The organism is Fusicatenibacter sp., assembly GCF_050872605.1.
Lineage (GTDB): Bacteria > Bacillota > Clostridia > Lachnospirales > Lachnospiraceae > Fusicatenibacter.
The window spans coordinates 25451-49473 of the sequence record NZ_JBNMHD010000001.1; the positions used below are offsets into that span (position 1 = coordinate 25451).

Genomic DNA, 24023 nt, shown 5'->3' on the forward strand with positions numbered 1-24023 from the left:
TACGGTACCTCCTTATGCTTCTTCTACTTTAACCAGGTAAGAAACCTGATTAACCATGCCGCGAACTGCTGCGTTATCCGGCAGTTCTACCGTCTTGTTAACTTTTTTCAGACCCAGTGCTTCCACGGTTCTTCTGTGTTTCGGAACACATCCGATCGGGGATTTCACCAGTGTTACTTTTAATTTATCTGCCATTTTTCACATCCTCCTTAAGCAAAGATCTCGTTTGTAGATTTGCCGCGAAGTCTTGCTACTTCTTCTGGAGTCTTCAGCTCAGACAGACCAGCGATGGTAGCCAGAACTACGTTCTGCTTATTTCTGGATCCAAGGGATTTTGTACGGATGTTCTTAATACCAGCTAACTCGATTACGGCACGGGCTGGGCCACCAGCGATGACACCAGTACCTTCAGGAGCTTTCTTTAACAGAACCTCTGCGCTTCCGAATTTACCTACGTAGTCATGAGTGATACTTCCGTTCTCATTGATTGCTACGCTTACCAGTTTCTTCATAGCGTCTTCTTTACCTTTGCGGATAGCTTCCGGAATCTCGGCTGCTTTTCCAAGGCCTGCGCCTACGTGTCCATTGCCGTCGCCGACAACTACTAAAGCTGTGAAACGGAAGTTACGACCACCTTTAACAACTTTTGTAACACGCTTAATTGATACGACTTTTTCTTCCAGTTCGAACTGGCTTGCATCAATAATTGTATGCTTCATGTGTTCTTTTCCTTCCTTTCTTAGAATACCAGCCCAGCTTCTCTAGCTGCGTCTGCGAATGCCTGGATTTTTCCCTGGTAGATGAATCCGCCACGGTCAAATACAACTTCAGTAATACCTGCTTCTACAGCTTTCTTTCCAAGAACGGTTCCAAGATATGCTGCTGCATCTACATTGTTGGTTTTCTCAAGCTCTGCTTTAACATCTTTCTGAAGAGTAGAAGCAGAAACTAAAGTATTTCCAATCGTATCGTCGATAATCTGAGCATACATATGGTTATTGCTGCGGAATACACACAGACGCGGACGCTGTGCAGTACCTACGATATGATTACGTAATCTTCTATGCTTTTTCTGGCGCATCTGCGCTCTTGATACTTTACTAATCATGTTCACACTCTCCTTAATTATTTCTTACCAGTCTTACCAACTTTACGTCTGATCACTTCATCAGCATACTTGATTCCCTTGCCCTTGTATGGCTCAGGTCTTCTCTTGTCTCTGATTTCAGCGGCATACTGGCCAACTTTCTCTTTGCTGATACCGGAAACAATGATCTTGTTGCCGTCTACAGCGGAGGAGAGTCCTTCCGGATCGATCATCTCTACCGGATGAGAATATCCAAGAGACAGAACTAATTTGTTGCCCTGTTTTGCAGCTCTGTAACCTACACCGTTTACTTCCAGTGTTTTGGTATAGCCTTCGCTAACACCAATTACCATGTTGTGGATCAGAGTTCTGGTCAGACCATGAAGAGCTTTCATTTTCTTCAGATCGTTCGGTCTTGTAACTACTACATGTCCGTCTTCCAGTTTGATGGTCATTTCAGACGGGAGAGTTCTCTCTAATGTTCCTTTTGGTCCTTTTACTACAACGTGGTTGTTTTCCTGGATGTCTACTGTTACACCTGCAGGAATTGCCACTGGCAGTCTTCCAATACGTGACATACCAATTTCCTCCTATTAACTTAGATTTTCGGAGAGAGCCTTACGCTCTCTCTGTTTTCAGTTGCCTTGTTTCGTTTCTATTACCAAACGAATGCCAGAACCTCGCCGCCGACCTGCAGCTTACGAGCTTCTTTATCGGTGATAACACCCTGGTTTGTGGAAAGAATAGCGATTCCAAGTCCGCCAAGTACTCTCGGCAGCTCATCTTTGCCAACATAGATTCTCAGACCCGGTTTGGAGATTCTCTTCAGACCGGTGATGATCTTCTCGTTTTTGTCAGCGCCGTATTTCAGGGTGATGTGCATATTCTGGAATGCACCCTCATCGCTGAGTTCATATTTTGCAATGTATCCCTCGTTTACCAGGATATCAGCGATTGCGATTTTCATTTTGGATGCCGGAACATCTACTGTATCATGTTTTGCAGTGTTAGCGTTACGGATTCTTGTAAGCATATCTGCAATCGGATCACTCATACTCATTTGAATTTGCCTCCTTCTAAAATTTTACCAACTAGCTTTCTTAACGCCAGGAATCTGGCCTTTGTATGCTAATTCACGGAAGCAGATTCTGCAGATTCCGTATTTTCTTAAATATGCGTGTGGACGGCCACAAATTCTGCAACGATTGTATTCTCTTGTAGAGAATTTAGCTTTGCGCTGCTGTTTGATTTTCATTGCTGTTTTAGCCATGAATCAATTCCTCCTATTACTTTGCGAATGGCATGTTGAATAATGTCAGTAATTCACGAGCTTCTTCATCTGTGTTAGCAGTGGTAACGAAGATAATGTCCATACCTCTGACTTTATCAACTTTATCATACTCGATCTCTGGGAAAATCAGCTGCTCTTTGATACCAAGAGCATAGTTTCCTCTGCCATCGAAAGCGTTCGGATTTACGCCGCGGAAGTCACGTACACGAGGCAGTGCCAGGTTGATCAGGCGGTCTGCGAACTCGTACATTTTCTCGCCACGAAGGGTAACTTTGCATCCGATCGGCATACCCTCACGGATTTTAAAGTTTGCTACGGAATTTTTCGCTTTGGTGGTAACTGCTTTCTGTCCGGTGATAGCTTCCATATCACTGATTGCAGCGTCCAGAAGTTTAGCGTTCTCCTTAGCTTCACCAACACCCATGTTGATTACGATTTTGGAGAGCTTCGGCACTTCCATCACGTTTTTGTATCCAAATTTTTTGGTCATTGCATCAACGATCTGCTCGTTGTAAAGATCTTTCAGTCTACTCACGGTTTTGCCTCCTCTCTTCCTTAATCAATTACTGCGCCGTTCAGCTCTTTTGCTTTTGCAACGCGGGTTCTAACAGCTTTTGTTTTGCCGTTTTTCTCAACCATCTCAACTTTGATTCCAACGCGGGTCGGAACTCCTTTTACAACCAGCATTACGTTGGATGCATCGATAGGAGCTTCTTTGTTAACGATTCCGCCCTGCTGATTGCTCATAGACGGTTTCTCATGCTTTGTAATCATGTTTACGCCTTCAACAACAACACGGTTGTTCTTTACGTCAACGCTGACTACTTTGCCGGTTTTGTCTTTATCTTTGCCGGCGATTACCTTTACGGTATCGCCTTTTTTAATCTTCATTGACATAGCTGTCCTCCTATAATACTTCCGGAGCTAAGGAAACAATCTTCATGAACTGTTTCTCACGAAGCTCTCTGGCTACTGGTCCAAAAATACGGGTTCCTTTTGGAGTTTTGTCATCTTTGATAATAACTGCTGCGTTCTCATCAAATTTGATGTAAGAACCGTCTTTACGACGAGCGCCTTTTACGCTTCTTACAACAACAGCTTTTACTACGTCACCTTTTTTAACAACGCCGCCTGGTGTTGCATCTTTGACCGAAGCAACGATTACATCACCAATGTTGGCATATCTTCTTGTAGAACCGCCCATAACACGAATGCATAAGATTTCTTTTGCACCGGTGTTGTCAGCGACTTTCAGTCTAGTTTCCTGCTGAATCATGCTGGTATTCCTCCTTTAGCATTCTGATCTCTTATTTATTTCGCTTTCTCAACGATCTCCACAAGTCTCCATCTCTTATCTTTGGATAAAGGTCTTGTTTCCATAACTCGTACGGTATCACCTACATGGCACTCGTTGTTTGCATCGTGTGCTTTCAGCTTATATGTGCTTTTTACAATTTTCTTGTACAGAGGATGTTTTACATGGTCTTCGATGGCAACCACGATAGTCTTATCCATCTTATCGCTGACAACTTTGCCCACGCGAGTTTTTCTAAGATTTCTTTCTTCCACGATATTTTCCTCCTAATTACTCAGCTGCGTTTGCCTTCTGGGCAATAACAGTCTGGATTCTTGCAATATTTTTGCGAACCTCTTTGATTCGGCTTGTATTGTCAAGCTGGTTGGTTGCATTCTGGAATCTTAAATTGAAGAGTTCCTTTTTAGCAGCTACTAATTCGTCATTCAGCTCAGCTGCGCTCTTTGTATTTAAATCTTTTACAAATTCGTTAGTTTTCACTGTTATCACCGCCTTCTAAGTCTGCACGAGAAACAACTTTGCATTTACATGGTAACTTATGCATGGCAAGACGTAATGCCTCGCGGGCTGTTTCTTCCGGAACACCTGCGATTTCGAACATTACACGGCCTGGTTTTACTACTGCTACCCAGTACTCCAGAGAACCTTTTCCGGAACCCATTCGGGTTTCAGCCGGCTGTGCGGTTACTGGTTTGTCCGGGAAAATTTTGATCCAAACTTTACCACCACGTTTGATGTAACGTGTCATGGCGATACGGGCTGCCTCGATCTGGTTGGATTTGATCCAGCATGGCTCAAGGGCTACGAGACCAAATTCACCGTAGTTAATTTTGTTTCCTCTGAGGGCTTTACCCTTCATGGAACCACGGAACTGTTTACGACGTTTTACTCTCTTCGGCATTAACATAATTAATTCTCGCTCCCTTCCTTTTTAGTTCTGGTTGGAAGTACTTCGCCATTGTAGATCCATGCTTTTACGCCAACTTTACCGTAAGTGGTATCTGCTTCAGCGAATCCATAATCGATATCGGCACGCAGGGTCTGCAGCGGAATAGTTCCCTCGCTGTAGAACTCGGTACGAGCCATATCAGCTCCACCAAGACGTCCGGATACAGATGTTTTGATTCCCTTAGCGCCAGCTCTCATCGTACGCTGCATGGTAGACTTCATAGCACGACGGAAGGAAATACGGTTTTCCAGCTGTAATGCAATGTTCTCAGCAACGAGCTGTGCATCGCGGTCCGGTCTTTTTACTTCTTTGATATCTACGATAAGCTTTTTGTCAGTCAGTTTCTGAACTTCAGCTTTTACTTTCTCGATCTCTGCTCCGCCTTTACCGATAACAACGCCCGGTTTTGCGGTGTAGATGATAACTTTTACTCTGTCAGATGCTCTTTCGATTTCGATCTTGGAAACACCTGCGCTGTACAGTTTCTTCTTCAGGTATGTGCGGATGTTGTAGTCCTCTACGAGGTTATCTGCGAAATCACCCTCGGCATACCATTTGGAATCCCAGTCTTTAATAACACCGACTCTCAGGCCGTGTGGATTAACTTTCTGTCCCATGACATGTCCTCCTTATTTCTCGTCTAACACAATCGTGATGTGGCTGTTTCTCTTCAGGATTCTGTAAGCTCTGCCCTGTGCTCTCGGATGAATTCTCTTCATGGTCGGAGCCTTGTTAGCGAAGCACTCAGCTACATACAGGTTTTCTCTGGAAAGACCGTTGTTGTTCTCAGCGTTTGCGATTGCGGACTCCAGCAGTTTTTTCACTACGCTGGAGGCATATCTCGGGTTATAAGTTACAATACCAAGTGCGGTTGTTACGTCTTTACCGCGGATTGCATCTAAAACAAATCCAGCTTTCTGCGCAGACATTCTAGCGTAGGATAACTTTGCAGACGGTCTGGTATCTTTGTTAGCATTTCTTGCTCTTTTAATCTGACTTCTATGTCCTTTAGCCATTGCTAAAAAACCTCCTCTCTCAAATCATTCTACTTAGCGGACGCCGGATTTCTTCTCGTCCTTGCCGTGACCTCTGTAGGTTCTGGTTGCTACGAACTCACCGAGTTTGTGTCCAACCATATCCTCTGTAACGTATACCGGCACATGTTTTCTTCCGTCATGAACAGCGATTGTATGTCCAACGAATGACGGGAAGATTGTAGAACGACGTGACCAGGTTTTAATGACTGTTTTATCTCCTGAAGCGTTTGCAGCGTCAACTTTCTTTAACAGGCTTTCATCTGCAAATGGTCCTTTTTTTAATGAACGAGACATCGTTTACCTCCTTATTTCGATAAAGCTTTTCCATCGCGTCTTCTTACGATGTACTTGTTAGACTGCTTGTTCTTTGCTCTGGTCTTCAGGCCAAGAGCCGGTTTTCCCCAAGGAGTAGACGGGCCCGGACGTCCGATACCGGTCTTTCCTTCTCCACCACCATGTGGATGGTCATTCGGGTTCATGACAGAACCACGTACAGTCGGGCGGATACCCATGTTACGTTTCCGTCCTGCTTTACCAATGTTGATCAGGCTGTGCTCGCCATTTCCAACAACACCGATGGATGCACGGCAGTTGATCGGAACCATTCTCATCTCTCCAGACGGAAGACGAAGGGTTGCGTATTTACCTTCTTTAGCCATCAGCTGAGCGCCATTACCAGCTGCACGAACAAGCTGTCCGCCTTTGCCTGCATGAAGCTCTACGTTGTGAACCATGGTACCAACCGGAATCTCGGACAGCGGCAGGCAGTTTCCAGGTCTTACCTCGGCAGCAGCGCCGCTCATAACCTTCATGCCAACTTTCAGTCCTTCCGGAGCCAGGATGTATGCTTTCTCGCCGTCTGCATAGCAGATCAGAGCGATGTTTGCTGTTCTGTTCGGATCGTACTCGATCGATTTAACGATTGCCGGAACATCATCTTTTCTTCTCTTGAAGTCGATGATTCTGTATTTTCTTCTGCTTCCGCCTCCGCGGTGTCTTACAGTGATTTTACCCTGGTTGTTACGACCAGCGTTTTTCTTCAGGGACACTACCAGAGATTTCTCCGGTGTGCTCTTCGTGATTTCGTTGAAATCAGAGGAGGTCATGTGTCTTCTGGAAGGTGTATATGGGTTAAAGCTTTTGATTCCCATTACTTTGTTCTCCTTTCATTTCGTATCGCACTTATGTGTGCATATTTCGAACAGCTGCTAATTAAAGTCCTTCGAAGATTTCGATATCTTTGCTGTCCTCGGTCAGAGCAACGATTGCTTTCTTGCTCTTTGCAGTTTTTCCAACTACCATTCCACGACGTTTGTTCTTTCCGTCCATGTTCATGGTGTTTACGCTTTTTACTTTTGTTCCTTCGAACATTTTCTCAACTGCTTCTTTAATCTGAGATTTGTTTGCTTCCGGGTGAACCATAAATGTGTATTTCTTCTCGCCCATAGCGTTCATGCTCTTCTCAGTTACGATTGGTTTCAGGATTACGTCGTAATATCTGATATCTGCCATTATGCGTACACCTCCTCGATAGATGCAACACTGCTCTTGGTTGCGATGATGGTGTTGTATTTCAGCATGTCGAATACATTGATGGTATTAACAGATGCAGTCTGAACGCCGGCAATATTTCTTGCGGAAAGTGCTACGTTTTCGCTGTCATCTCCGATGATTACCAGTGCGTTGTTTACTTTGAGGTTATCAAGCACTTTCTTCATCTCTTTTGTTTTAACTTCTGCAAGTTTCAGCTCATCAAGAACGATGAATTTGTTCTCCTGAACTTTGCTTGTCAGAACGGATTTTAATGCAGCTCTTTTCTCTTTCTTGTTCATTTTGAAAGAGTAATCTCTTGGTACTGGAGCGAATACAACTCCGCCGCCTGTCCACTGAGGAGCTCTTGTTGAACCCTGTCTTGCGTGACCTGTTCCTTTCTGTCTCCACGGTTTTCTTCCGCCACCGCTTACTTCGGAACGGGTTTTAGCTTTCTGAGTTCCCTGACGATTATTTGCAAGCTGAAGCACTACAGCCTGATGTACCAGATGCTCGTTGATTTCTACACCGAACACTGCATCATTAAGCTCCATGCTGCCAACTTCTTTGCCTTCCATATTTAATACAGATACGTTAGCCATTACGTGTGTTCCTCCTTTCAACGAACTTATTTACCGCATTTTACTGTCTCTTTGATGGTAACCATGGATTTCTTCGGTCCTGGTACAGCACCTTTGACTAACAGTAAATTGTTCTCTACGTCAACTTTTACGATTTCCAGGTTCTGTACGGTGATTTTCTTTCCGCCCATCTGTCCTGGCATTCTTTTTCCTTTGAATACCTTACTCGGATCGGAGCAAGCACCATTGGAACCTGCGTGACGATGATATTTGGAACCATGAGCCATAGGTCCTCTGGACTGACCATGTCTCTTGATGGCACCCTGGAATCCTTTACCTTTGCTTGTTGCAGTAGCGTCGATTTTGTCGCCTGCGCCAAAGATATCGGCCTTGATTTCCTGTCCTAATGTATAGGTTTCAGCATCTTCAAATCTGAACTCTTTCAGATATCTCTTGCAGGAAACACCTGCTTTTGCGAACTGGCCTTTCATTGGTTTGTTCACACGGTTTTCTTTCTTCTCGCCGAAGCCTACCTGAATTGCACTGTACCCGTCGTTGTCTGCGGTTTTCACCTGTGTTACAACACACGGACCTGCCTGCAATACAGTTACCGGTACTAAAACACCGTTTTCGTCGAAGATCTGAGTCATTCCGACTTTTGTAGCTAAAATTGCTTTCTTCATTCCTTTTACCTCCTGTTTTATCTACAGCGGAACTTCCTATTATAAAGAAGTTCATTCTAGCGAACAGTTGATATAAGTGGAACACTATGACCCTTAGGGATGTTGATTCCTTCGAATGAGTGTTGCTTCTATATCATCTATTGCTTACTAAATTGATGGCCGGGGGCTGATCCCGGACTTTTTGCAGCTGATCTTATTTGTTTTTCATCTTGATATCGATGTAAACACCAGCCGGCATTTCCAGTCTTGATAATGCATCCACTGTTTTCTGGGTAGGTGCGATGATATCAATCAGTCTCTTGTGGGTTCTCTGCTCGAACTGCTCACGGGAATCTTTGTACTTATGAACTGCACGAAGGATTGTTACTACCTCTTTCTTCGTTGGAAGCGGTACTGGTCCGCTCACCGTTGCTCCGTTCTTCTTTACAGTTTCGATAATTTTCTGTGCAGATGCATCTACTAACTGATGATCATACGCTTTCAGTGTAATTCTCATTACTTGACTTGCCATAAAAAAAGTCGCCTCCTTTTCGCACTTTTACGAGTACGACAAGCGGTGACTGTACACTTACCCGTGTGTGTCCTGATGTTTGCACACGGTCGTTTCCACTCTTACAGGTGGACTTAATTGTGGGTACAGTGACTTGTCGCCAGTTTCTTTAACTTGACATTCGCTCCACGGAAAACCCGCTGTTTCTCAGCGGCAACCTCGCGCTTCAACGCTATCAATGTCACAACAGTTGTTAGTATACAAGAAAGCTCGCGAAAAATCAAGGTTTTTTTTTATTTTTTTCGATTTATCCGTTTTTATGCAAAAAGAGAAATACAGGGGTGCCGTGTTGTGCACTTTTCCTATATTTCTCTCTTTTTTGACGTTTTCTTTACAGGATATCGGAGTAATCCAGGATTGTGATGCCGGTTGCAGGGTCTTCGATGACTTTCGGGTCATCTCCGGCTGCGTGGGCCTTCTGGAGAAGTTCTTCCGCCGTGTAAACCGGCATAGCGAGCTCAATCGGCTCGGACGGTTCTGGTTCCGGCTCTTCTTCCGGCGTTTCGGCTTCTTCTTCTGTTTCCGGCTCTTCGATGGTTTCTTCAAACTCTTCGATTTCTTCCACAGTTTCCGGCTCTGCTGATTCCGTTTCTTCGGTTTCTTCTGTCACTTCTTCCGCTGTTTCTTCTGCGGCAGCTTCTTCGACGATTTCCGTTTCTTCCACGGCTTCCGGAATTTCTTCGGTTTCTTCTCCTCTTACAAGTTTCTGCAGATCGACGGTATGAAAGGACACCTGCTCCGTTCCTTCTTCTTCCAGATCCGGAATTTCAAATTCGTCCTGTTTCTCTTCTTCTGCCGTTTTCTGGTCGGCTGCTCTCAACTGTTCGGTCATTTCCTGTTCTTCCCGTTTCTTTTTTTCTTCCAGGGCAGCTTTCTTTCTGCTGCGAAGCTCTTCGGACGCTTTCTCATCGTCCTCGTCTTCGTCTTCTTCCTCTTCTTCCTCATCCTCTTCTTCATCACGTTTCCATACCTCGGAAAGGATGAACAGAATGACCAGAAACAGAATGGCAAGTCCGATGATCATGATTCCCTCTCTGCTCTGCGCCGCCATCGACAGAAAGCCGATCACCGGAATCGTGATGATCACTTTGCTCACGGTTGCTCTCACGGTAATTTCCGTTGTGTCTCCACTGATCACATTTTTTACGGATGCGGTTCCGGCAGCGGTGTCGAGGGACTGTATCGTATAGATATACTTTCCGGAATTGTCATCAACCAGGATTTTGTCTCCCGTCGCAACCGATGACGTATCTGTCTTCTTTGCGTACGTAACAGCGCCGCGGGAAATGTTGGTATTTCCCATCCCGTCTGAGACAAGTGTCGTGATGCCGGCAAACGGCGGAATCACCAGTGCGCCTGCTGACAGGATTGCAAGCAGAAGCAGCGTATTCACAATTACCTTCAGTAATTTTGACATATTCAATTCTCCTTGTATTCTCAGTCTTTGCCCCCTATTATAACCCCTTTTCTTCGATTATGCAAGAAAACGTTACGCATCGTGCCCCGGCCGCCCGGTTCCGCGTGCCGAATTTTTCGATTTTTTCTTGAAGATCTGTCCTGTTTCTTCTATACTATATACATAACCAAAGGGGGAATACTTTCATATGAATACACTGCTCAAAACCATCGAAGATCTTTCCCTGAACGCATGGCCGTCTCACCAGATCGAGCTGTACGACGGATGGATTCTTCGTTTTTCTTATTTTTATACACACCGGACCAACAGCGTCGAGCAGATCGGGCCGTCCACGATTCCGGTAGAGGAAAAAGTGCAGTACTGTGAGGAGATCTACCGTCGCTGGGGTACACCGGCAATTTTCAAGATCAGTCCGCTTGTCAATCCCGGCTTTGATGCAATGCTCGCCGACCGCGGCTATGTAGTCCAGCACACGACGCACGTCATGACAATGGATCTGGCGAACTTTGCCAAAAAGGATCCTGCCGTTGCCGTGACCGTCAGCAGCTTTATCCCGCCGAAATGGATTGACAGCCTCTTTGCTTTAAAGAGCACGACGAACGTGATGCACCGCATGGTCGTTCCTTCGATGTACCGCGCCATTCCAAAAGAAACCATCTGTACCTCCATCCAGGATGAAACCGGAACGATCGTTGCCACCGGCCTTGGCATCCGCGACCGCGATTACGTCGGTGTCTATGCCATCCATGTGCATCCTGCGTACCGCCACCGCCACTACGCTTCCTCGATCTGCCGCACAATCCTCTCCGAGGGAATCCGGCTCGGTGCAACGAAAGCGTATCTTCAGGTTGTCGAGGGAAACACGCCTGCGATCACACTGTACGAATCGCTCGGTTTTTCCTATCTCTATACCTACTGGTTCCGCGCGAAGAACGTGGTCTGATTTTCGTCTGATTTCACATAAAAAAGCATAGCAAAACGGCATGTCAAAATTTTCTGACATGCCGTTTTGCTCTATGTTTATGCTATAAGTGCAGTAAGATTATTCAGCAAAAGGACTGCTTAAATATTTTTCAACGCCGTCCATGGCTTCGCTCTCGTCTTTTCCGTTTGCGGTCACGGTAACTTCCTCGCCATTGTCCAGACCAAGTGTCATCATACCCATAATGCTCTTCGCATTTACTTTTTTTCTGCCGCTCTCGACGTAGATTTCACTTTCGTACTGGCTCGCTACCTGTACCAGCATGGCAACTGGTCTCGCCTCCAGGCCGCTTGAAAGACGAATTGTGATTGGTTTCTTAATCATAATACTTCTCCTCCTTGTTTCCTTCGCAAATCTTCTGCAATCTCTTTTAGTTTCCTTAATCTATGATTAACTCCGGATTTACCAACAACCGGCGTTAACATCTTGCCCAGTTCCAGAAGCGATGCTTCCGGGTATTGTAAGCGGAGCCTTGCCATCTGCTCCAGCGGTTCCGGCAGAGAAGAAAAGCCTGTGGTTTCTTCGATATACCGGATATCTTCGATCTGGCGGATCGCCGCGCTGACCGTTTTGTTGATGTTGGCAGTTTCACAGTTCACCTTTCGGTTGACACTGCCGCGCATTTCTTTTAAGATCCGCACGTTTTCCAGATTCATAAGTGCGATGTTGGCTTCCATGATGCCAAGCATCTCCACAATCTGTGCGCCTTCTTTCATATAAACCACATGGTGGTTTTTCCGGAGAACGATCCGTGCATCAATTCCAAAGCTTTTCAGAAGTTCCTGCACCTGTTCTGCTCTCGGCGCATCGGGGCAGACAATTTCGAGATGGTAAAACCGGTTGGGATCGCTGATGGAACCGGACGCTAAAAATGCGCCCCGCAGAAATGCCCGTTTGCAGCACTGACGCTGTACCACAACAGCCAGAATCGGCATTGCTAACTGCCGGTCTGTCTCGTGTAACTTCACTGCCTGCAGAATCTGACGGGTTTCTTCCCTGTCATTTACGCGGATCAGATACGTATTTTCCTTCTGATTCAGCTTAACTGCAAGCTCTGCCTCTATATTAAATGTTTTTTTCAATAAAGTAAAGTACTTTCTTGCCACATACGCATTCTCTGTCTGAATCCGTATCGTCCCGTCCTTCTCGGAAATCTGTCCGCAGAGTGACAGGATCGCCGCTGTTTCCGCAATCTGGCAGTGGCGTGCCGTCGGAAGATGTCTCGATAATTCCTCTTTTACCTCGCTTGAGAATGACATCCTTCCACCTCTAAATTCCTTTTCGGATGGCGTCTTTTTCCAGATCCCGGTGCTCAATCCGGATTCCATAGTCCTTCACGTTGGAAAGACGCCGGTACAGCTCGTTGGCAAGGGTTACGGAACGGTGTTTTCCACCGGTGCAGCCGATGCTGATAATGAGCTGATGCTTGCCCTCGGAAATATAATTCGGAATCAGAAAACGAATCATATCCTCTAATTTTTCCGCAAACACCTGCGCTGTCTCAAATCCCATCACATAATCCCGCACCGGAGCATCGTTGCCGGAGAGCGGGCGCATGCCTTCTACGTAGTAGGGATTCGGCAGGAACCGCACATCGAAAACAAGGTCCGAATCCGCCGGAATTCCGTATTTGAATCCAAATGAGAGCACGGTAATCATCAGATTTTTGAATTTCTGATCCTGCACGAAAATCTTATCGAGCTCCGCTTTCAGCTCTCTTGTGAGAAGCTGGCTCGTATTGAGAATGTAGTCCGCATCTTTTTTCAGGAACTCAAGTGCTTTGCGCTCTTTTCTAATTCCCTCATCCACCCGTCCAAGGCCTGCCAGCGGGTGCGTTCTTCTCGTCTCTTTGTATCGTTTGACCAGCACGTCATCGGACGCGTCCAGAAACAGGATCTCATAGCAGATTCCGTTGATGCTCATCCACTCCAGAATATTCTGCAGGTCCGGGAGCGCCTGGCCGCTTCGGATATCGATTCCGACTGCCACTTTCTGGATTTCTCCGGAAGTACCGTCGGCGGTAAGCTGTGCAAATTTTTCAACCAGCGGGATCGGAAGGTTATCGACGCAGAAATATTCCGCGTCCTCCAGCATTTTCAACGCTGTACTTTTTCCCGCACCGGACATGCCGGTCACAATTACAAAACGCATGTTTTTTCTCCTTTGGTGGATAACGAAAATCAGAATTCCCCGAGGAACTGGATTTCCGGCTCAAGCTGTACGCCAAACTGTTCTTTTACTTTTGCCTGGATCTGACGGATCAGTTCCATCACATCCGATGCGGTTGCACCGCCTGCATTGATCAGGAAGCCGCAGTGTTTTTCCGATACTTTTGCACCGCCGACTGCGTAGCCGGAAAGTCCGGCATCCATCACAAGCTTGCCTGCGAAATAGCCTTCCGGCCGCTTGAATGCGCTGCCGGCGCTCGGATACTCGAGCGGCTGTTTCTCTACCCGCTTGTTTTTCAATTCCTGCATGCGGGCAAGAATTTCTTCTTTATCTCCCGGAGCAAGCATAAGTTCTGCTCCAAGTACGACGTAGCCTCTGTCTTTGATGACGCTGGCACGGTAGCCGAAGCCGAGCTCTTCTTTTTCCAGTTCCCGGATCTCACCTTCTCTTGTGAGTACAGTGACATTCTGTACAATATCCTTCATCTCTCCGCCGTAGGCTCCCGCGTTCATACGGACGCCGCCGCCTAAAGTTCCAGGGATTCCGGAGGCAAACTCCATACCGGAAAGACCGGCTTCTCTTGCCGCCTGGCTGATGGATACGAGCATGCTTCCGGCTTTCGCCCGGATTCTGTTTCCTTCCACTTCGATTCCCTGAAAGTTTTTGTAAACCGAAAGAATCACACCGTGGTAGCCCTCGTCACTTACAACGAGATTGCTGCCGTTTCCGGTGACGAACCACGGGATCTCTTTTTCTTCGCAGAGAGCCACGATTTTTCTGATTTCTTCTTCTGTATGAGGAGCGACGAAATAATCTGCCGGACCGCCCACACGGAAGGTCGTATGATTTTTCATCGGTTCTGCGGTCTGTACCGCATCTTCCCCTGCAATTGCATAAAGTTCTCTGACAATCTCTTCTTTGATCACGATTTTTACCCTTTGCCGCATCTGCGGCCGAACATTTCATTACGAATTACTACGAATTACAGATTATACTTTTTTTAGACGCGAAAGCAGCCGACATCCCTCACTTCTTCGTTCGTTCTGCCAGCCGCTGTTTTTCTTCTTCGTCTGCCCGCCTTTTTGCAGGCTCACGGGGTATTCTACCACGAACCCTCAAAAAGTGCAACGAACTTTTTCGTTCCGGCTCTTTTTTCTATCAGATCTTCCGGATTGGTATCATTTCCTACATCAGACAGTCTTTTCCATGGATTCTCGCCGGGGTGACAAGCACCATCTGATTCATAAGATTTCCTTCTGAAAGAACGGCAACGCGCAGATATTCTCTCGTGTGTCCCGTCCAGTAACGGACGCCGTCGATCTCGACTTCTTCTTCCATGAGCACTTCCAGCTCTTTTCCGAGGAAGCCTTCCATATATTCCTGTCTCCGTCTCTCGTCCAGTTCCAGCAGAACGTGGCTGCGCTTCGTCTTCTCCTGCTCCGGAATCTGGCCTGCCATCGCTGCGGCGCGGGTGCCTTCTCTTCTCGAATACTTGAAGATGTGAGTCTCGAAGAAATGAATGTCCTCGACAAAGGCGCGCGACTCTTCAAACTCCTCCTCACTCTCCTGCGGGAAACCGACAATCACATCGGTCGTCAGCGCCGGATTTCCATATACCTTACGCAGCAGATCGCATTTGTGTTTGTATTCTTCTGCGGTATATTTCCGGTTCATCCGCTTCAGTGTTCCATTGCTTCCGCTCTGCAGCGAAAGATGGAAATGCGGGCACACCTTCGGCATTGCGGCGATCGCCTCTGCAAACTCTTCGGTGATGATGCCCGGCTCCAGGGATCCGAGACGGATTCTTCTGATGCCGTCCACTGCATCAACAGCGCGGATCAGGTCGAGCAGCGTCTCTTTTTCGCCCTCCGGGAAATCGAGTCCGTAGGAGGAAAGGTGGATACCGGTCAGCACGACTTCCTGGTATCCGGCCTCCACCAGACGTTTTACTTCTTCTACCACATCACTCTGGCGGCGGCTTCTGACTCTGCCGCGCGCGTACGGGATAATACAATAAGTACAGAACTGATTGCATCCATCCTGTACTTTCAGGAATGCGCGGGTGTGCTCCGCCGTTTTGCTGATCGAGAGTGTCTCGTACTCACGGTTGTGTGTCATATCCACGAGGAAGCTCTTACACTCCGCGTCGGATGGTTTTCCACCATCCTCACGTTCTGCCAGAAAGTTTTCCAGAATATCCACAAGATCTTTCTTCTTATTATTTCCGATGATCAGATCAATCGCCGTATCCTCTTCGAGTTTTTCCCCGGCCGCCTGCACATAACAGCCGCAGGCCACGACAACCGCATCGGGATTCATCTTTTTCGCTTTGTGCAGCATCTGCCGCGATTTCCGGTCCGCAATGTTCGTCACGGTACACGTATTGATAATGTAAACATCCGCTCCCGGTGCAAAAGGCACGATCTCGTACCCTCTGTTTTCGAGGAGCTGCTGGATGGCTTCCAGCTCATATGCGTTCACTTTACACCCAAGATTATGCAAAGCTACCGTTTTTTTCATGCCATACTCCTTTCTTCTTCATCTTTATTATTAAAAATCACGAAGATTCCACTTTATCTTTGTATGTTTTCGCATTGACTTTTTCCCCTCCAGACGGTAAGATAAAGCTGTTAAATGAGGGTAATAAATAATGTTAACCAAATAACAGGGAGGATTACAAACATGAAAACAGTACAGATTTCTCTTAATTCTATCGACAAAGTAAAATCTTTCGTCAACGACATTTCCAAATTCGATTTTGATTTCGATCTGGTATCCGGAAGATACGTAATCGACGCAAAATCCATCATGGGAATCTTCAGCCTCGACCTTTCCAAACCGATCGACCTGAACGTCCATGCTGATGGAGATGCTCTTCAGACCGTACTTGATGTTCTTGCTCCGTACATTGTATAATTACGATAGAACATAAGGGCCGCGCACTCGCCGCGGCTCTTTTTTTGTCTTTGTTTATCATCAGGACCGGATCTTGTTTTTCAGAACCCCCAAAACAAGATCCGGCCTTTTTGTTCTTTAAAACAAGTTTTCCTTAGCAGACCTCGATCGTCTCTGCGGTAGAAACTGCGCGTTCCATCATCTCGTCGATCACGTCGTCCAGATGGCGCTCGGAGCATTTGATGACATTCAGGTTCGGTTTTGTCACCGGATGCTTTGCAACGAAGATCGTGCAGCAGTCCTCATACGGCAGAACAGATGTCTCGTACGTACCGATTTTTTCGGAAATATCGACGATCTCCTGTTTGTCGAAACCGATCAGTGGACGGAAGACCGGCATGGTGCAGACTTCGTTGGTAACGGCGAGGGAATGCATCGTCTGGCTTGCCACCTGTCCGATACTCTCTCCGGTGATCAGGCCAAGGCATTTGTCCTGACGTGCAAACGCTTCTGCGATCTTCATCATATAACGGCGCATGATGATGGTCAGCTCGTCGTGCGGGCATTTTTCGTAGATTGCAAGCTGGATCTCGGTGAAGTTGACCACATGCAGACGGATCGGGCCGCTGTAGCGTGCAACGAGTTTTGCAAGATCCACAACCTTCTGTTTGGCTCTCTCGCTGGTGTACGGCGGAGCGTGGAAGTAAACGGCATCAATCTTAACACCGCGTTTTGCGATCATGTATCCGGCAACCGGACTGTCGATACCGCCGGAAAGCAGCAGCATGGCCTGTCCGTTTGTGCCGACCGGCATACCGCCAGGGCCTGCGATGCTCTCGCAGTACAGATAAATTTTCTGACGCAGCTCAACGTTCAGATAGATATCCGGCTCGTGAACGTCTACTTTGAGGTTCGGGCAGACATCGAGAATGCGGCCGCCCAGCTCGCAGTTGACTTCCATCGTATGCATCGGATAATTTTTGTTCGCACGGCGTGCGCATACCTTAAAGGTTTTTTCCTCGGTCGGGTACAGTTCTTTCACGTAGGAAACCACTGCCTCTGCCAGATCTTCAAAGCCGGTGTCCTCTAAAATGACAACCGGGCAGATCTCGGCGATACCGAAAACTCTTGTCAGCGCATCGACAGCGCCCTCGTAATCGAAGTCTCCCTCGGTGTTGACATAAATTCGTCCCATCTCACGGGTAACCTGAAAATCTCCGTCCACCGGCGCAAGTGCATGTTCCATCTGCACGCACAGCGCTTTTTCAAACAGATGACGGTTCTTTCCCTTAATGCCGATCTCTGCGTATTTTACCAGAAATGCTTTGTACATCATCGTTTTTTATTCTCCTTTTTTCTCAGCCAGATCGCGGAAGAACAGAGGATATTCCTCAGAAAATTTCTTCAGGATCAGGTCAGATACCTGACGCATCTGCGGATGTGCGGCGTTGGCGCTTCTCAGTTTGATAAAGTGGCGCCACTCTCTTAAGTTCATGGTCATGACGATCTCGGTTTTCAGGGAGTTCGGAAGAATGCTTCTTGCCTCCTCCGGCTTTGCTCCGAGTTCGAGCATCTGGAAGTAATACTGCTCTGCAGCTTCCATTGCTTTCTGCCATACCTCGTATTTTTTACGGTCGTTCTCGTCGTCCAGATCATAGGAAAATCCGGTTGCCAGGTCGATACAGGTGATCTGGTTTCCAAATTTATCTTTCGAATAGTTGCAGTAGCGGGTGCTCTCCTGGCTGTAGCTTGCGATACGGTGGCGGACGATCTCATGGGTCACGCCGCGGTCGCACGTTACTTTTACGGTGATGGAGCCATGCTCAATGACGGATTCATGGCCGCGTTTGATGATGCCTGCGATGAATTTCTCTGCAGTGCCTTCTCCAATGCGCTCCTCGCTCTTATAGCAGACTCTTCCGATTTTCTCGATCCGGCGCAGCATATCCTCGTAGGATTCGGTGCTCAGGATTTCAATTTCCGGCTGTATTGTAATCATAATTTTCCTCTTTCTATTATTTCCTGGTAAATCTGCGCAGCATCGGCAGTACCTCGCGCAGCGTATCCAGGGTGTAATCAATCTGTTCCAGTGTCGTAAATTCGCTGAAGCTGAACCGCACGGCAGACTCCATCTCGGCTTTCGATGCGCCGATGGCAGTCAGCGTCGGGCTTCCGGCTCTCTTGTGTGATGAGCAGGCGCTTCCGGCGGAAACGTAGATCTGGCGGTCCTCCAGCGTGTGCAGCAGCACTTCACTGCGCACATTTAAGAACGATGCATTGACGATCTGCGGCGCACCCTCTTCTTCCGGCATGCCATGGATGACCACATCGTCCAGCTCCCGTAAGCCTTCGATCAGACGGTGTTTGCAGGCACGCATCTGCGCAGTCTGCCCGTCAAAATGCCTGTAGACGATCTCAGCGGATTTCGCAAGGCCTGCGATGCCCGGCACATTGTCGGTTCCGGAACGCATGCCGTTCTGCTGGCCGCCGCCTAAGATCAGCGGACGGATTTTTACTTTCTCATCAATATATAAAAAGCCGCTTCCCTTTGGTCCGTGAATTTTGTGACCGCTCACAGAGAGCATATCGATTCCCATTCTTTTCGGATAAATCCGGTATTTGCCAAACGCCTGGATCGCATCGACATGAAAATACGTTTTCGGATTTTTCGCCTTGATTCTGCGTCCGATCTCCTCGATTGGCTCAACAGCACCGATCTCATTGTTGACATACATAATCGAAACGAGAATCGTCTCCGGCGTGATCGCTTCTTCGAGTTCGTTCACATCCACAAGACCTTCTTTATTTACCGGCAGGCGCGTAATACGGAATCCCTGCTCCTCCAGAAATGCCAGCGGTGCCGACACTGCCGGGTGCTCGATCGCGCTCGTGATGATGTGGTTTCCCGTTCTCCTGTTTGCCATTGCCGTTCCGACAAGTGCCCAGTTGTCGGACTCTGTGCCACCGGAGGTAAAGAAAATTTCTTTTTCTTTGACTTTCAGAATCTTCGCCAGCGTTTCCTGGGCGGTTCTGATATATTGTTCTGCTTCTACCCCTTTTTGATGCATCGCAGACGGATTTCCATAATGATTTACCATCAGATCACAGACGAGATCTGCGGTTTCCTGATAAACACAGGTGGTTGCGGAATTGTCCAGATATGCTTCCATTATCTTGTTCGTTCCCTTCCTTCTAAAAGATACACCAGAATGGAAAGTACGGTCATTCCGGCCGTTTCTGTGCGCAGAATGCGCTTTCCGAGCGTAATCGGCTCTACCTTTGCCTTCATGGCCATTTCCACTTCCGCTTCGTCGATGCCGCCCTCCGGTCCGATCAGGACCGCAATGGATTCGCCCGGTTCAATGGATTCCAGAATTCTTCTCGTTCCTTCCATCCCTTCTGCGTTCTCATACGGCATCAGGCGAACGTCTGATTCTGCCATCATCGCAAGCGCCTGCTGAAATGTAACAGGCATGTGTACCGTCGGAATCTGCATCCGTTTGGACTGCTTTGCCGCACCAAGTGCGATCGTCTGCCACCGTTCCGCTTTCTTTTCCGCCTTTTTCCGGTCCAGCTTCACAACGCAGCGTTTCATCTCCACCGGAACAATTTCCGTCGCACCAAGTTCCACTGCTTTTTGGATGATCAGTTCCATTTTGTCACCTTTTGGCAGACCCTGAAACAGCACAATTCCGGACGGAAGTTCTCTGTCTGCTGCCGTGACTTCTTCTACTGCGGCAAGAACCTCCCCTTCCGGAAAGTCCGAAACAGCACAATGATATTCCTTTTCGCCTCCGGTACTGACCAGGATTTTTTCACCCGGCCGCATGCGGAGCACGTTTTTGATATGATTGACGTCACTGCCCGTGATGTGGACAGTGCCGTTGTAAATCTGACTTTCTTCTACAAAAAAACGGTACATGAATCTGTTCTCTTTCTCTTCTGGTATTTCGCTTTTCTGATATCTTGTTTTTCCTGATTTACATCGGTTTTCTTGCCGTAACAGAAACCCATTCGCCCTGATGCGTAACTTCAACTACTTCAAGTCCCGCTGCAACGACTGCCTCTTTGACAACTTCCTCTTTTACATCGAGAATACCGGATGTGATATAAACAGCGCCCGGCTTCATCTGGTGTACGATTACCGGTGTCAGCGGAACGAGAACATCCGCCAGAATATTTGCGGTAACGATATCGTATTTTTCGTATCCGACTTTGTCCTGTACTTCTTTGTCATCAATGATATTTCCGATCATCATATCAAACGCTTCTACCGGAATTCCATTGACTTCTTTGTTTTCCTCAACTGCAGGAACCGCACACGGATCGAGATCTGTTCCGACCGCATGACGTGCACCAAGCTTCAGTGCAATAATCGAAAGAATACCGCTTCCGGTTCCGACATCAAGCAGCTCGGTATCCTTTGTCACATATTTCTTTAACTGACGGATGCAAAGCTGTGTTGTCTCATGCATACCCGTTCCAAAAGCTGTGCCCGGATCGATATGGATGATCATTTTATCCCGGTCTTCCGGCTTTACTTCCTCCCAGGATGGGATGATCAGAATGTCGTCCACATAGAACTGTTTGAAATACTGTTTCCAGTTGTTGATCCAGTCCTTGTCCTCTGTCTCAGACTCTGTGATGGTGCACTCTCCAAGGTCCAGGAACTCCTGCATTTCTGCAAGTGCCGCGCGGACATCTGCAAGAACCTTCTCCTTGTCATCATCCACATCGAGGTAAAAATTCAGGTAGGCAATGCCATCGTCATCCGGAATATCCGGCATGATATCCACGAACATCTGCTGTTTGTCGCTCTCGGTCAAAGGCTGTTTGTCCTGAATTTCCACGCCTTCGATTCCCACATCGGCCAGAGTGGAGATCACAATGTCTTCCACTTCCGATCTTGTTTTTAATGTAAATTTATTCCATTTCATTGTTTAAACTCCTTTTTGCGCTTCTCTTTTCCATACGTGCAAAGAAAGCCACATTTATCATACACGATATCGTTCCTGTTGTAAATGTTATTTTCGGCTTTTACGGCCCGTCTCAATCCGAAATCTTTGTCAGAAAGCCATCTTTTTTCGCCTTCTGATAACGCCATACCAGCCCGAGTGTGGATAAAATGCGAACCCCAAGATCTATCAGATTGAACCGGTACAGTGCCGTAAGATCTGCCCCAAGTGCCGTATACAGACGGACACCAAGCAACGGCAGAACACTGTTGGTCAGCGTCGTCATCATCGTAAAGAGGCTGATCAAAAGCGAACGGTTCTTTTCCGGTGCGGCATTTAAAAGAATCTGTACCGTACAGAGTGCAACGGCACACTGTGGAGCGTTCAGAACCGTCATCAGAACAATAAAAGTAACCCCGCGGTACGCCAGCGGTAAATGTGGAACCAGAATCATAATAACCGGACAGAAGCAAAGACCGATCCCGGCGAAAATCAGTGCAAAATCCGGCGATTTTTTCCGGACAACCTTCGCGATCATTCCAACTGCCGCAAGCTGACCGATATTGAAAACACCGTTGCAGATGGAAAGTGTCATCTCCGACATTTTGCAGTATTTGACTTGTCCTAAATACCACATGCTCCAGTCAAGCTGCCAGGTGATATAGAAAAAGACCACCGGCACGAAAAACCAGCGCAATGCTTTATTTTTCCCCACGCTTGTGATCGCCTCCAGCAGATCAGAAACAGAAAAACGTGAGGATGCCTTCCCCGCTTCTGCCGGAGCTTTTCCCTCCTCCTGCTGTTCCACCGGAATTTTTTTGATTGCAGCGGCCTGCAGCAGAACACAGGCAGCACACAGATAAAAGAAGCTTCGGAGTACCAGAAGCTTTCCATCGGCCGTGTGGCATCTTCCCATCAGAATGCCACAGATCACCGGTGCAAGAATACCAATCACAAACATGAACTGATTCCGAAAGGCATAGACATCGTTTCGCTGCCGCAGTGAAACCGCAGCACCGAACATTGCCTGCCACTGCGCATTGTAAATAGCAAGTGCCCCCGCAGTAAATGCCAGTGATACAAAAAACAGCTCCATACGTCTCTCGCCGAATGCCGGTACACTTCCAAGAAATGCATAGCCGGCACACATCACAAGAAGTGTAAGCATCGGTATCGTCTTTGTCGACTTCAGACGATCCGCCAGAATTCCAAGCGGCAGCAGTGCTGCACACGCTACAATGTTCGGCACCATCTGGATAATGCCGATCTGACTGTCGGTTGCACCCATGTTTGTCGCATACAGATTCAGACCGAAGCCGTTGATCGATGTGATATATTGCAGAAATACACCCTCGACGGCAAACAGCAGCATGATCTGCGCAGATGGCGGCATCTTTTTTGCCCGGTAAAACAGACTCTTTTTCATTGTTGGATCCCCCATACCTTCTTTTATCAGCTTCGCGCTCCGGCCCCCACCGGATCCGCAAAGATTCTGCTTTCATAATGGCAACTTCATTTCCAAAAGTCAATAAAAACGAGGGCTTTTGCAGATAGAAATTTGGGGACAATTTTTGTTATTATTTACGAAAAAGAATGGGGCTTTCCATCAAAAATGGAGCCTCCCCGTTTTGCTTTTGGGGAAGCTCCATTCTTATGAAATCTGAATCTTAAAATTTGAAATTTAGAATTCGATCTCGCGCAGATATCTGTGCAGGGCATCTTGCCAGGTCGGCAGTTTTTCGAATCCGTTCTCCGTCAGCTTCTCTTTGCTCATGCGGCTGTTGGACGGACGTTTTGCTTTTGCCGGGTACTGGTCAGAGCTTACCGGGGATACACTTACTTTTCCGTAAGCCGGATCGATCTCAGCGGCCTGTTTGAAAATCTCGCAGGCGAACTCATACCAGGAGCAGAGTCCCTCGTTTGTTGCATGGTAGCGGCCGTAGTTCTCTTTCTCTGCCATGTCGACAAGCAGGCGGGACAGGTCGTAGGTGTAGGTCGGGCTTCCTACCTGATCATCTACAACAGTCAGATGATCGTGTGTCTTTCCAAGGTTCAGCATGGTCTTGATGAAGTTCTTTCCGTTCACGCCGAATACCCATGCGATGCGGACGATGTAGAATTTTTTCACCCATTTCTCTACCGCGAGCTCTCCCTCGTATTTCGTCTGGCCGTATACGTTCAGCGGATGACGCTCATCATCCGGCTCCCACGGGCGGGTGCCCTGGCCGTCGAATACGTAGTCGGTGGAGATGTAAATCATTTTGCAGTCAAGGTCATGGCAGACTTTTGCGATGTTCTCGGTTCCGACTGCATTGACCTGATGTACTTTTTCTTTTTTGTCATCATCCTCAGCAAGGTCTACAGCGGTCCATGCTGCACAGTGGATTACGACATCCGGGTTTGCTTCGGTAATGACTTTTCTTACGCTTTCTGCATCGGTGATGTCCATTTCTTCAATATCAACGCCGATTCCCTCATGGCCGCGTTTTGCAAGTTCATTCATGACGTCATGGCCGAGCTGGCCTTTTACACCTGTTACAAATACTCTCATAATGGTTCTCCTTTTTCTGATTTTGTTATCG

General features: G+C 47.4%; 35 protein-coding genes. 2 read left to right on the top strand and 33 right to left on the bottom strand.

The features are described 5' to 3' along the window. Window positions 1-12: 12 nt before the first annotated feature. From rpmD to ACY2VT_RS00235, 21 genes are all read right to left on the bottom strand, one after another. Window positions 13-195, bottom strand: coding sequence for a 50S ribosomal protein L30 (gene rpmD / locus ACY2VT_RS00135; protein ID WP_022461648.1), 183 nt, complete (start codon window positions 193-195; stop codon window positions 13-15). A 14-nt stretch (window positions 196-209) separates the two neighbouring features. Next, the gene (rpsE, locus tag ACY2VT_RS00140) at window positions 210-719 is read right to left on the bottom strand and encodes a 30S ribosomal protein S5 (RefSeq protein ID WP_022461649.1); all 510 of its coding nucleotides are present in this window, start codon (window positions 717-719) and stop codon (window positions 210-212) included. Window positions 720-739: 20 nt separating this feature from the next. Further along, window positions 740-1108 carry a 50S ribosomal protein L18 gene (gene rplR, locus ACY2VT_RS00145; RefSeq protein WP_022461650.1) on the bottom strand — a complete coding sequence of 123 codons (369 nt, stop codon included), beginning with the start codon at window positions 1106-1108 and terminating at the stop codon, window positions 740-742. Between the two features lie 17 nt (window positions 1109-1125). Further along, window positions 1126-1665 carry a 50S ribosomal protein L6 gene (gene rplF / locus ACY2VT_RS00150; protein ID WP_022461651.1) on the bottom strand — a complete coding sequence of 180 codons (540 nt, stop codon included), beginning with the start codon at window positions 1663-1665 and terminating at the stop codon, window positions 1126-1128. Between the two features lie 80 nt (window positions 1666-1745). Beyond that, entirely contained in the window at window positions 1746-2147 is a 402-nt protein-coding gene (rpsH, locus tag ACY2VT_RS00155) for a 30S ribosomal protein S8 (protein ID WP_022461652.1), read from the bottom strand. 24 nt (window positions 2148-2171) lie between these two features. Continuing rightward, a complete protein-coding gene (locus tag ACY2VT_RS00160) occupies window positions 2172-2357 on the bottom strand; it encodes a type Z 30S ribosomal protein S14 (protein WP_022461653.1) in 186 nt (61 codons plus the stop codon). A gap of 16 nt (window positions 2358-2373) precedes the next feature. Continuing rightward, the gene (gene rplE, locus ACY2VT_RS00165) at window positions 2374-2913 is read right to left on the bottom strand and encodes a 50S ribosomal protein L5 (RefSeq protein ID WP_022461654.1); all 540 of its coding nucleotides are present in this window, start codon (window positions 2911-2913) and stop codon (window positions 2374-2376) included. 20 nt (window positions 2914-2933) lie between these two features. Then, entirely contained in the window at window positions 2934-3275 is a 342-nt protein-coding gene (rplX, locus tag ACY2VT_RS00170; RefSeq protein ID WP_022461655.1) for a 50S ribosomal protein L24, read from the bottom strand. Window positions 3276-3285: 10 nt separating this feature from the next. After that, window positions 3286-3654, bottom strand: coding sequence for a 50S ribosomal protein L14 (gene rplN, locus ACY2VT_RS00175; RefSeq protein ID WP_022461656.1), 369 nt, complete (start codon window positions 3652-3654; stop codon window positions 3286-3288). A gap of 35 nt (window positions 3655-3689) precedes the next feature. Then, window positions 3690-3947, bottom strand: coding sequence for a 30S ribosomal protein S17 (rpsQ, locus tag ACY2VT_RS00180; protein WP_022461657.1), 258 nt, complete (start codon window positions 3945-3947; stop codon window positions 3690-3692). 16 nt (window positions 3948-3963) lie between these two features. Then, a complete protein-coding gene (gene rpmC / locus ACY2VT_RS00185) occupies window positions 3964-4173 on the bottom strand; it encodes a 50S ribosomal protein L29 (protein WP_022461658.1) in 210 nt (69 codons plus the stop codon). Then, window positions 4163-4600: a 50S ribosomal protein L16 gene (gene rplP, locus ACY2VT_RS00190; protein ID WP_022461659.1), complete on the bottom strand. Its 438-nt coding sequence runs from the start codon at window positions 4598-4600 to the stop codon at window positions 4163-4165. The genes rpmC and rplP overlap by 11 nt, the downstream gene beginning before the upstream one ends. Window positions 4601-4602: 2 nt before the next feature. Then, complete coding sequence (rpsC, locus tag ACY2VT_RS00195) at window positions 4603-5259, bottom strand: 30S ribosomal protein S3 (RefSeq protein WP_022461660.1); 657 nt, start codon at window positions 5257-5259, stop codon at window positions 4603-4605. Between the two features lie 12 nt (window positions 5260-5271). After that, window positions 5272-5658 (bottom strand): 50S ribosomal protein L22, encoded by a 387-nt coding sequence (gene rplV, locus ACY2VT_RS00200; protein WP_022461661.1) that lies wholly within the window; start codon window positions 5656-5658, stop codon window positions 5272-5274. 33 nt (window positions 5659-5691) lie between these two features. Further along, a complete protein-coding gene (gene rpsS, locus ACY2VT_RS00205; protein WP_022461662.1) occupies window positions 5692-5973 on the bottom strand; it encodes a 30S ribosomal protein S19 in 282 nt (93 codons plus the stop codon). An 11-nt stretch (window positions 5974-5984) separates the two neighbouring features. Further along, a complete protein-coding gene (rplB, locus tag ACY2VT_RS00210) occupies window positions 5985-6830 on the bottom strand; it encodes a 50S ribosomal protein L2 (RefSeq protein WP_055266980.1) in 846 nt (281 codons plus the stop codon). 61 nt (window positions 6831-6891) lie between these two features. Next, the gene (gene rplW / locus ACY2VT_RS00215) at window positions 6892-7191 is read right to left on the bottom strand and encodes a 50S ribosomal protein L23 (RefSeq protein WP_022461664.1); all 300 of its coding nucleotides are present in this window, start codon (window positions 7189-7191) and stop codon (window positions 6892-6894) included. After that, window positions 7191-7811, bottom strand: a complete 621-nt coding sequence (gene rplD / locus ACY2VT_RS00220) for a 50S ribosomal protein L4 (RefSeq protein ID WP_022461665.1) — start codon at window positions 7809-7811, stop codon at window positions 7191-7193. The genes rplW and rplD overlap by 1 nt, the downstream gene beginning before the upstream one ends. A 26-nt stretch (window positions 7812-7837) precedes the next feature. Beyond that, window positions 7838-8473, bottom strand: coding sequence for a 50S ribosomal protein L3 (gene rplC / locus ACY2VT_RS00225; protein WP_022461666.1), 636 nt, complete (start codon window positions 8471-8473; stop codon window positions 7838-7840). Window positions 8474-8666: 193 nt separating this feature from the next. Beyond that, window positions 8667-8984, bottom strand: a complete 318-nt coding sequence (gene rpsJ, locus ACY2VT_RS00230; protein WP_117510469.1) for a 30S ribosomal protein S10 — start codon at window positions 8982-8984, stop codon at window positions 8667-8669. 370 nt (window positions 8985-9354) lie between these two features. Next, complete coding sequence (locus ACY2VT_RS00235) at window positions 9355-10440, bottom strand: hypothetical protein (protein WP_461878452.1); 1086 nt, start codon at window positions 10438-10440, stop codon at window positions 9355-9357. 187 nt (window positions 10441-10627) lie between these two features. Between ACY2VT_RS00235 and ACY2VT_RS00240 the strand changes: the two genes are divergently transcribed. Continuing rightward, window positions 10628-11383: a GNAT family N-acetyltransferase gene (locus ACY2VT_RS00240; protein ID WP_461878453.1), complete on the top strand. Its 756-nt coding sequence runs from the start codon at window positions 10628-10630 to the stop codon at window positions 11381-11383. 99 nt (window positions 11384-11482) lie between these two features. On the opposite strand, the gene ACY2VT_RS00245 is transcribed toward ACY2VT_RS00240, so the two are convergent. From ACY2VT_RS00245 to mtaB, 5 genes are all read right to left on the bottom strand, one after another. Further along, window positions 11483-11746, bottom strand: a complete 264-nt coding sequence (locus tag ACY2VT_RS00245) for an HPr family phosphocarrier protein (RefSeq protein WP_022461839.1) — start codon at window positions 11744-11746, stop codon at window positions 11483-11485. Next, window positions 11743-12681 (bottom strand): DNA-binding protein WhiA, encoded by a 939-nt coding sequence (gene whiA / locus ACY2VT_RS00250; RefSeq protein ID WP_461878454.1) that lies wholly within the window; start codon window positions 12679-12681, stop codon window positions 11743-11745. Before whiA ends, ACY2VT_RS00245 begins: the two co-directional genes overlap by 4 nt. 10 nt (window positions 12682-12691) lie before the next feature. Then, window positions 12692-13573, bottom strand: a complete 882-nt coding sequence (rapZ, locus tag ACY2VT_RS00255) for an RNase adapter RapZ (RefSeq protein WP_461878455.1) — start codon at window positions 13571-13573, stop codon at window positions 12692-12694. Window positions 13574-13602: 29 nt separating this feature from the next. Then, window positions 13603-14514, bottom strand: coding sequence for a UDP-N-acetylmuramate dehydrogenase (gene murB, locus ACY2VT_RS00260; RefSeq protein ID WP_461878550.1), 912 nt, complete (start codon window positions 14512-14514; stop codon window positions 13603-13605). A 262-nt stretch (window positions 14515-14776) separates the two neighbouring features. Then, window positions 14777-16111 carry a tRNA (N(6)-L-threonylcarbamoyladenosine(37)-C(2))-methylthiotransferase MtaB gene (gene mtaB / locus ACY2VT_RS00265; protein ID WP_055227741.1) on the bottom strand — a complete coding sequence of 445 codons (1335 nt, stop codon included), beginning with the start codon at window positions 16109-16111 and terminating at the stop codon, window positions 14777-14779. Window positions 16112-16273: 162 nt separating this feature from the next. Between mtaB and ACY2VT_RS00270 the strand changes: the two genes are divergently transcribed. Further along, the gene (locus tag ACY2VT_RS00270; protein WP_022461844.1) at window positions 16274-16507 is read left to right on the top strand and encodes an HPr family phosphocarrier protein; all 234 of its coding nucleotides are present in this window, start codon (window positions 16274-16276) and stop codon (window positions 16505-16507) included. A 133-nt stretch (window positions 16508-16640) separates the two neighbouring features. On the opposite strand, the gene thiI is transcribed toward ACY2VT_RS00270, so the two are convergent. From thiI to rfbD, 7 genes are all read right to left on the bottom strand, one after another. Beyond that, complete coding sequence (gene thiI, locus ACY2VT_RS00275; RefSeq protein WP_461878551.1) at window positions 16641-17819, bottom strand: tRNA uracil 4-sulfurtransferase ThiI; 1179 nt, start codon at window positions 17817-17819, stop codon at window positions 16641-16643. Between the two features lie 9 nt (window positions 17820-17828). Beyond that, entirely contained in the window at window positions 17829-18485 is a 657-nt protein-coding gene (thyX, locus tag ACY2VT_RS00280) for an FAD-dependent thymidylate synthase (protein WP_461874722.1), read from the bottom strand. Window positions 18486-18501: 16 nt separating this feature from the next. Further along, a complete protein-coding gene (locus ACY2VT_RS00285; protein ID WP_461878456.1) occupies window positions 18502-19656 on the bottom strand; it encodes a cysteine desulfurase family protein in 1155 nt (384 codons plus the stop codon). Beyond that, window positions 19656-20408: a 16S rRNA (uracil(1498)-N(3))-methyltransferase gene (locus tag ACY2VT_RS00290; protein WP_349157682.1), complete on the bottom strand. Its 753-nt coding sequence runs from the start codon at window positions 20406-20408 to the stop codon at window positions 19656-19658. The genes ACY2VT_RS00285 and ACY2VT_RS00290 overlap by 1 nt, the downstream gene beginning before the upstream one ends. Window positions 20409-20466: 58 nt before the next feature. Next, window positions 20467-21423, bottom strand: coding sequence for a 50S ribosomal protein L11 methyltransferase (gene prmA, locus ACY2VT_RS00295; RefSeq protein WP_461878457.1), 957 nt, complete (start codon window positions 21421-21423; stop codon window positions 20467-20469). A 112-nt stretch (window positions 21424-21535) separates the two neighbouring features. Then, window positions 21536-22867 carry an MFS transporter gene (locus tag ACY2VT_RS00300; RefSeq protein WP_461878458.1) on the bottom strand — a complete coding sequence of 444 codons (1332 nt, stop codon included), beginning with the start codon at window positions 22865-22867 and terminating at the stop codon, window positions 21536-21538. 255 nt (window positions 22868-23122) lie between these two features. Then, window positions 23123-23992, bottom strand: coding sequence for a dTDP-4-dehydrorhamnose reductase (gene rfbD / locus ACY2VT_RS00305; protein ID WP_022461851.1), 870 nt, complete (start codon window positions 23990-23992; stop codon window positions 23123-23125). Between the last annotated feature and the right edge of the window lie 31 nt (window positions 23993-24023).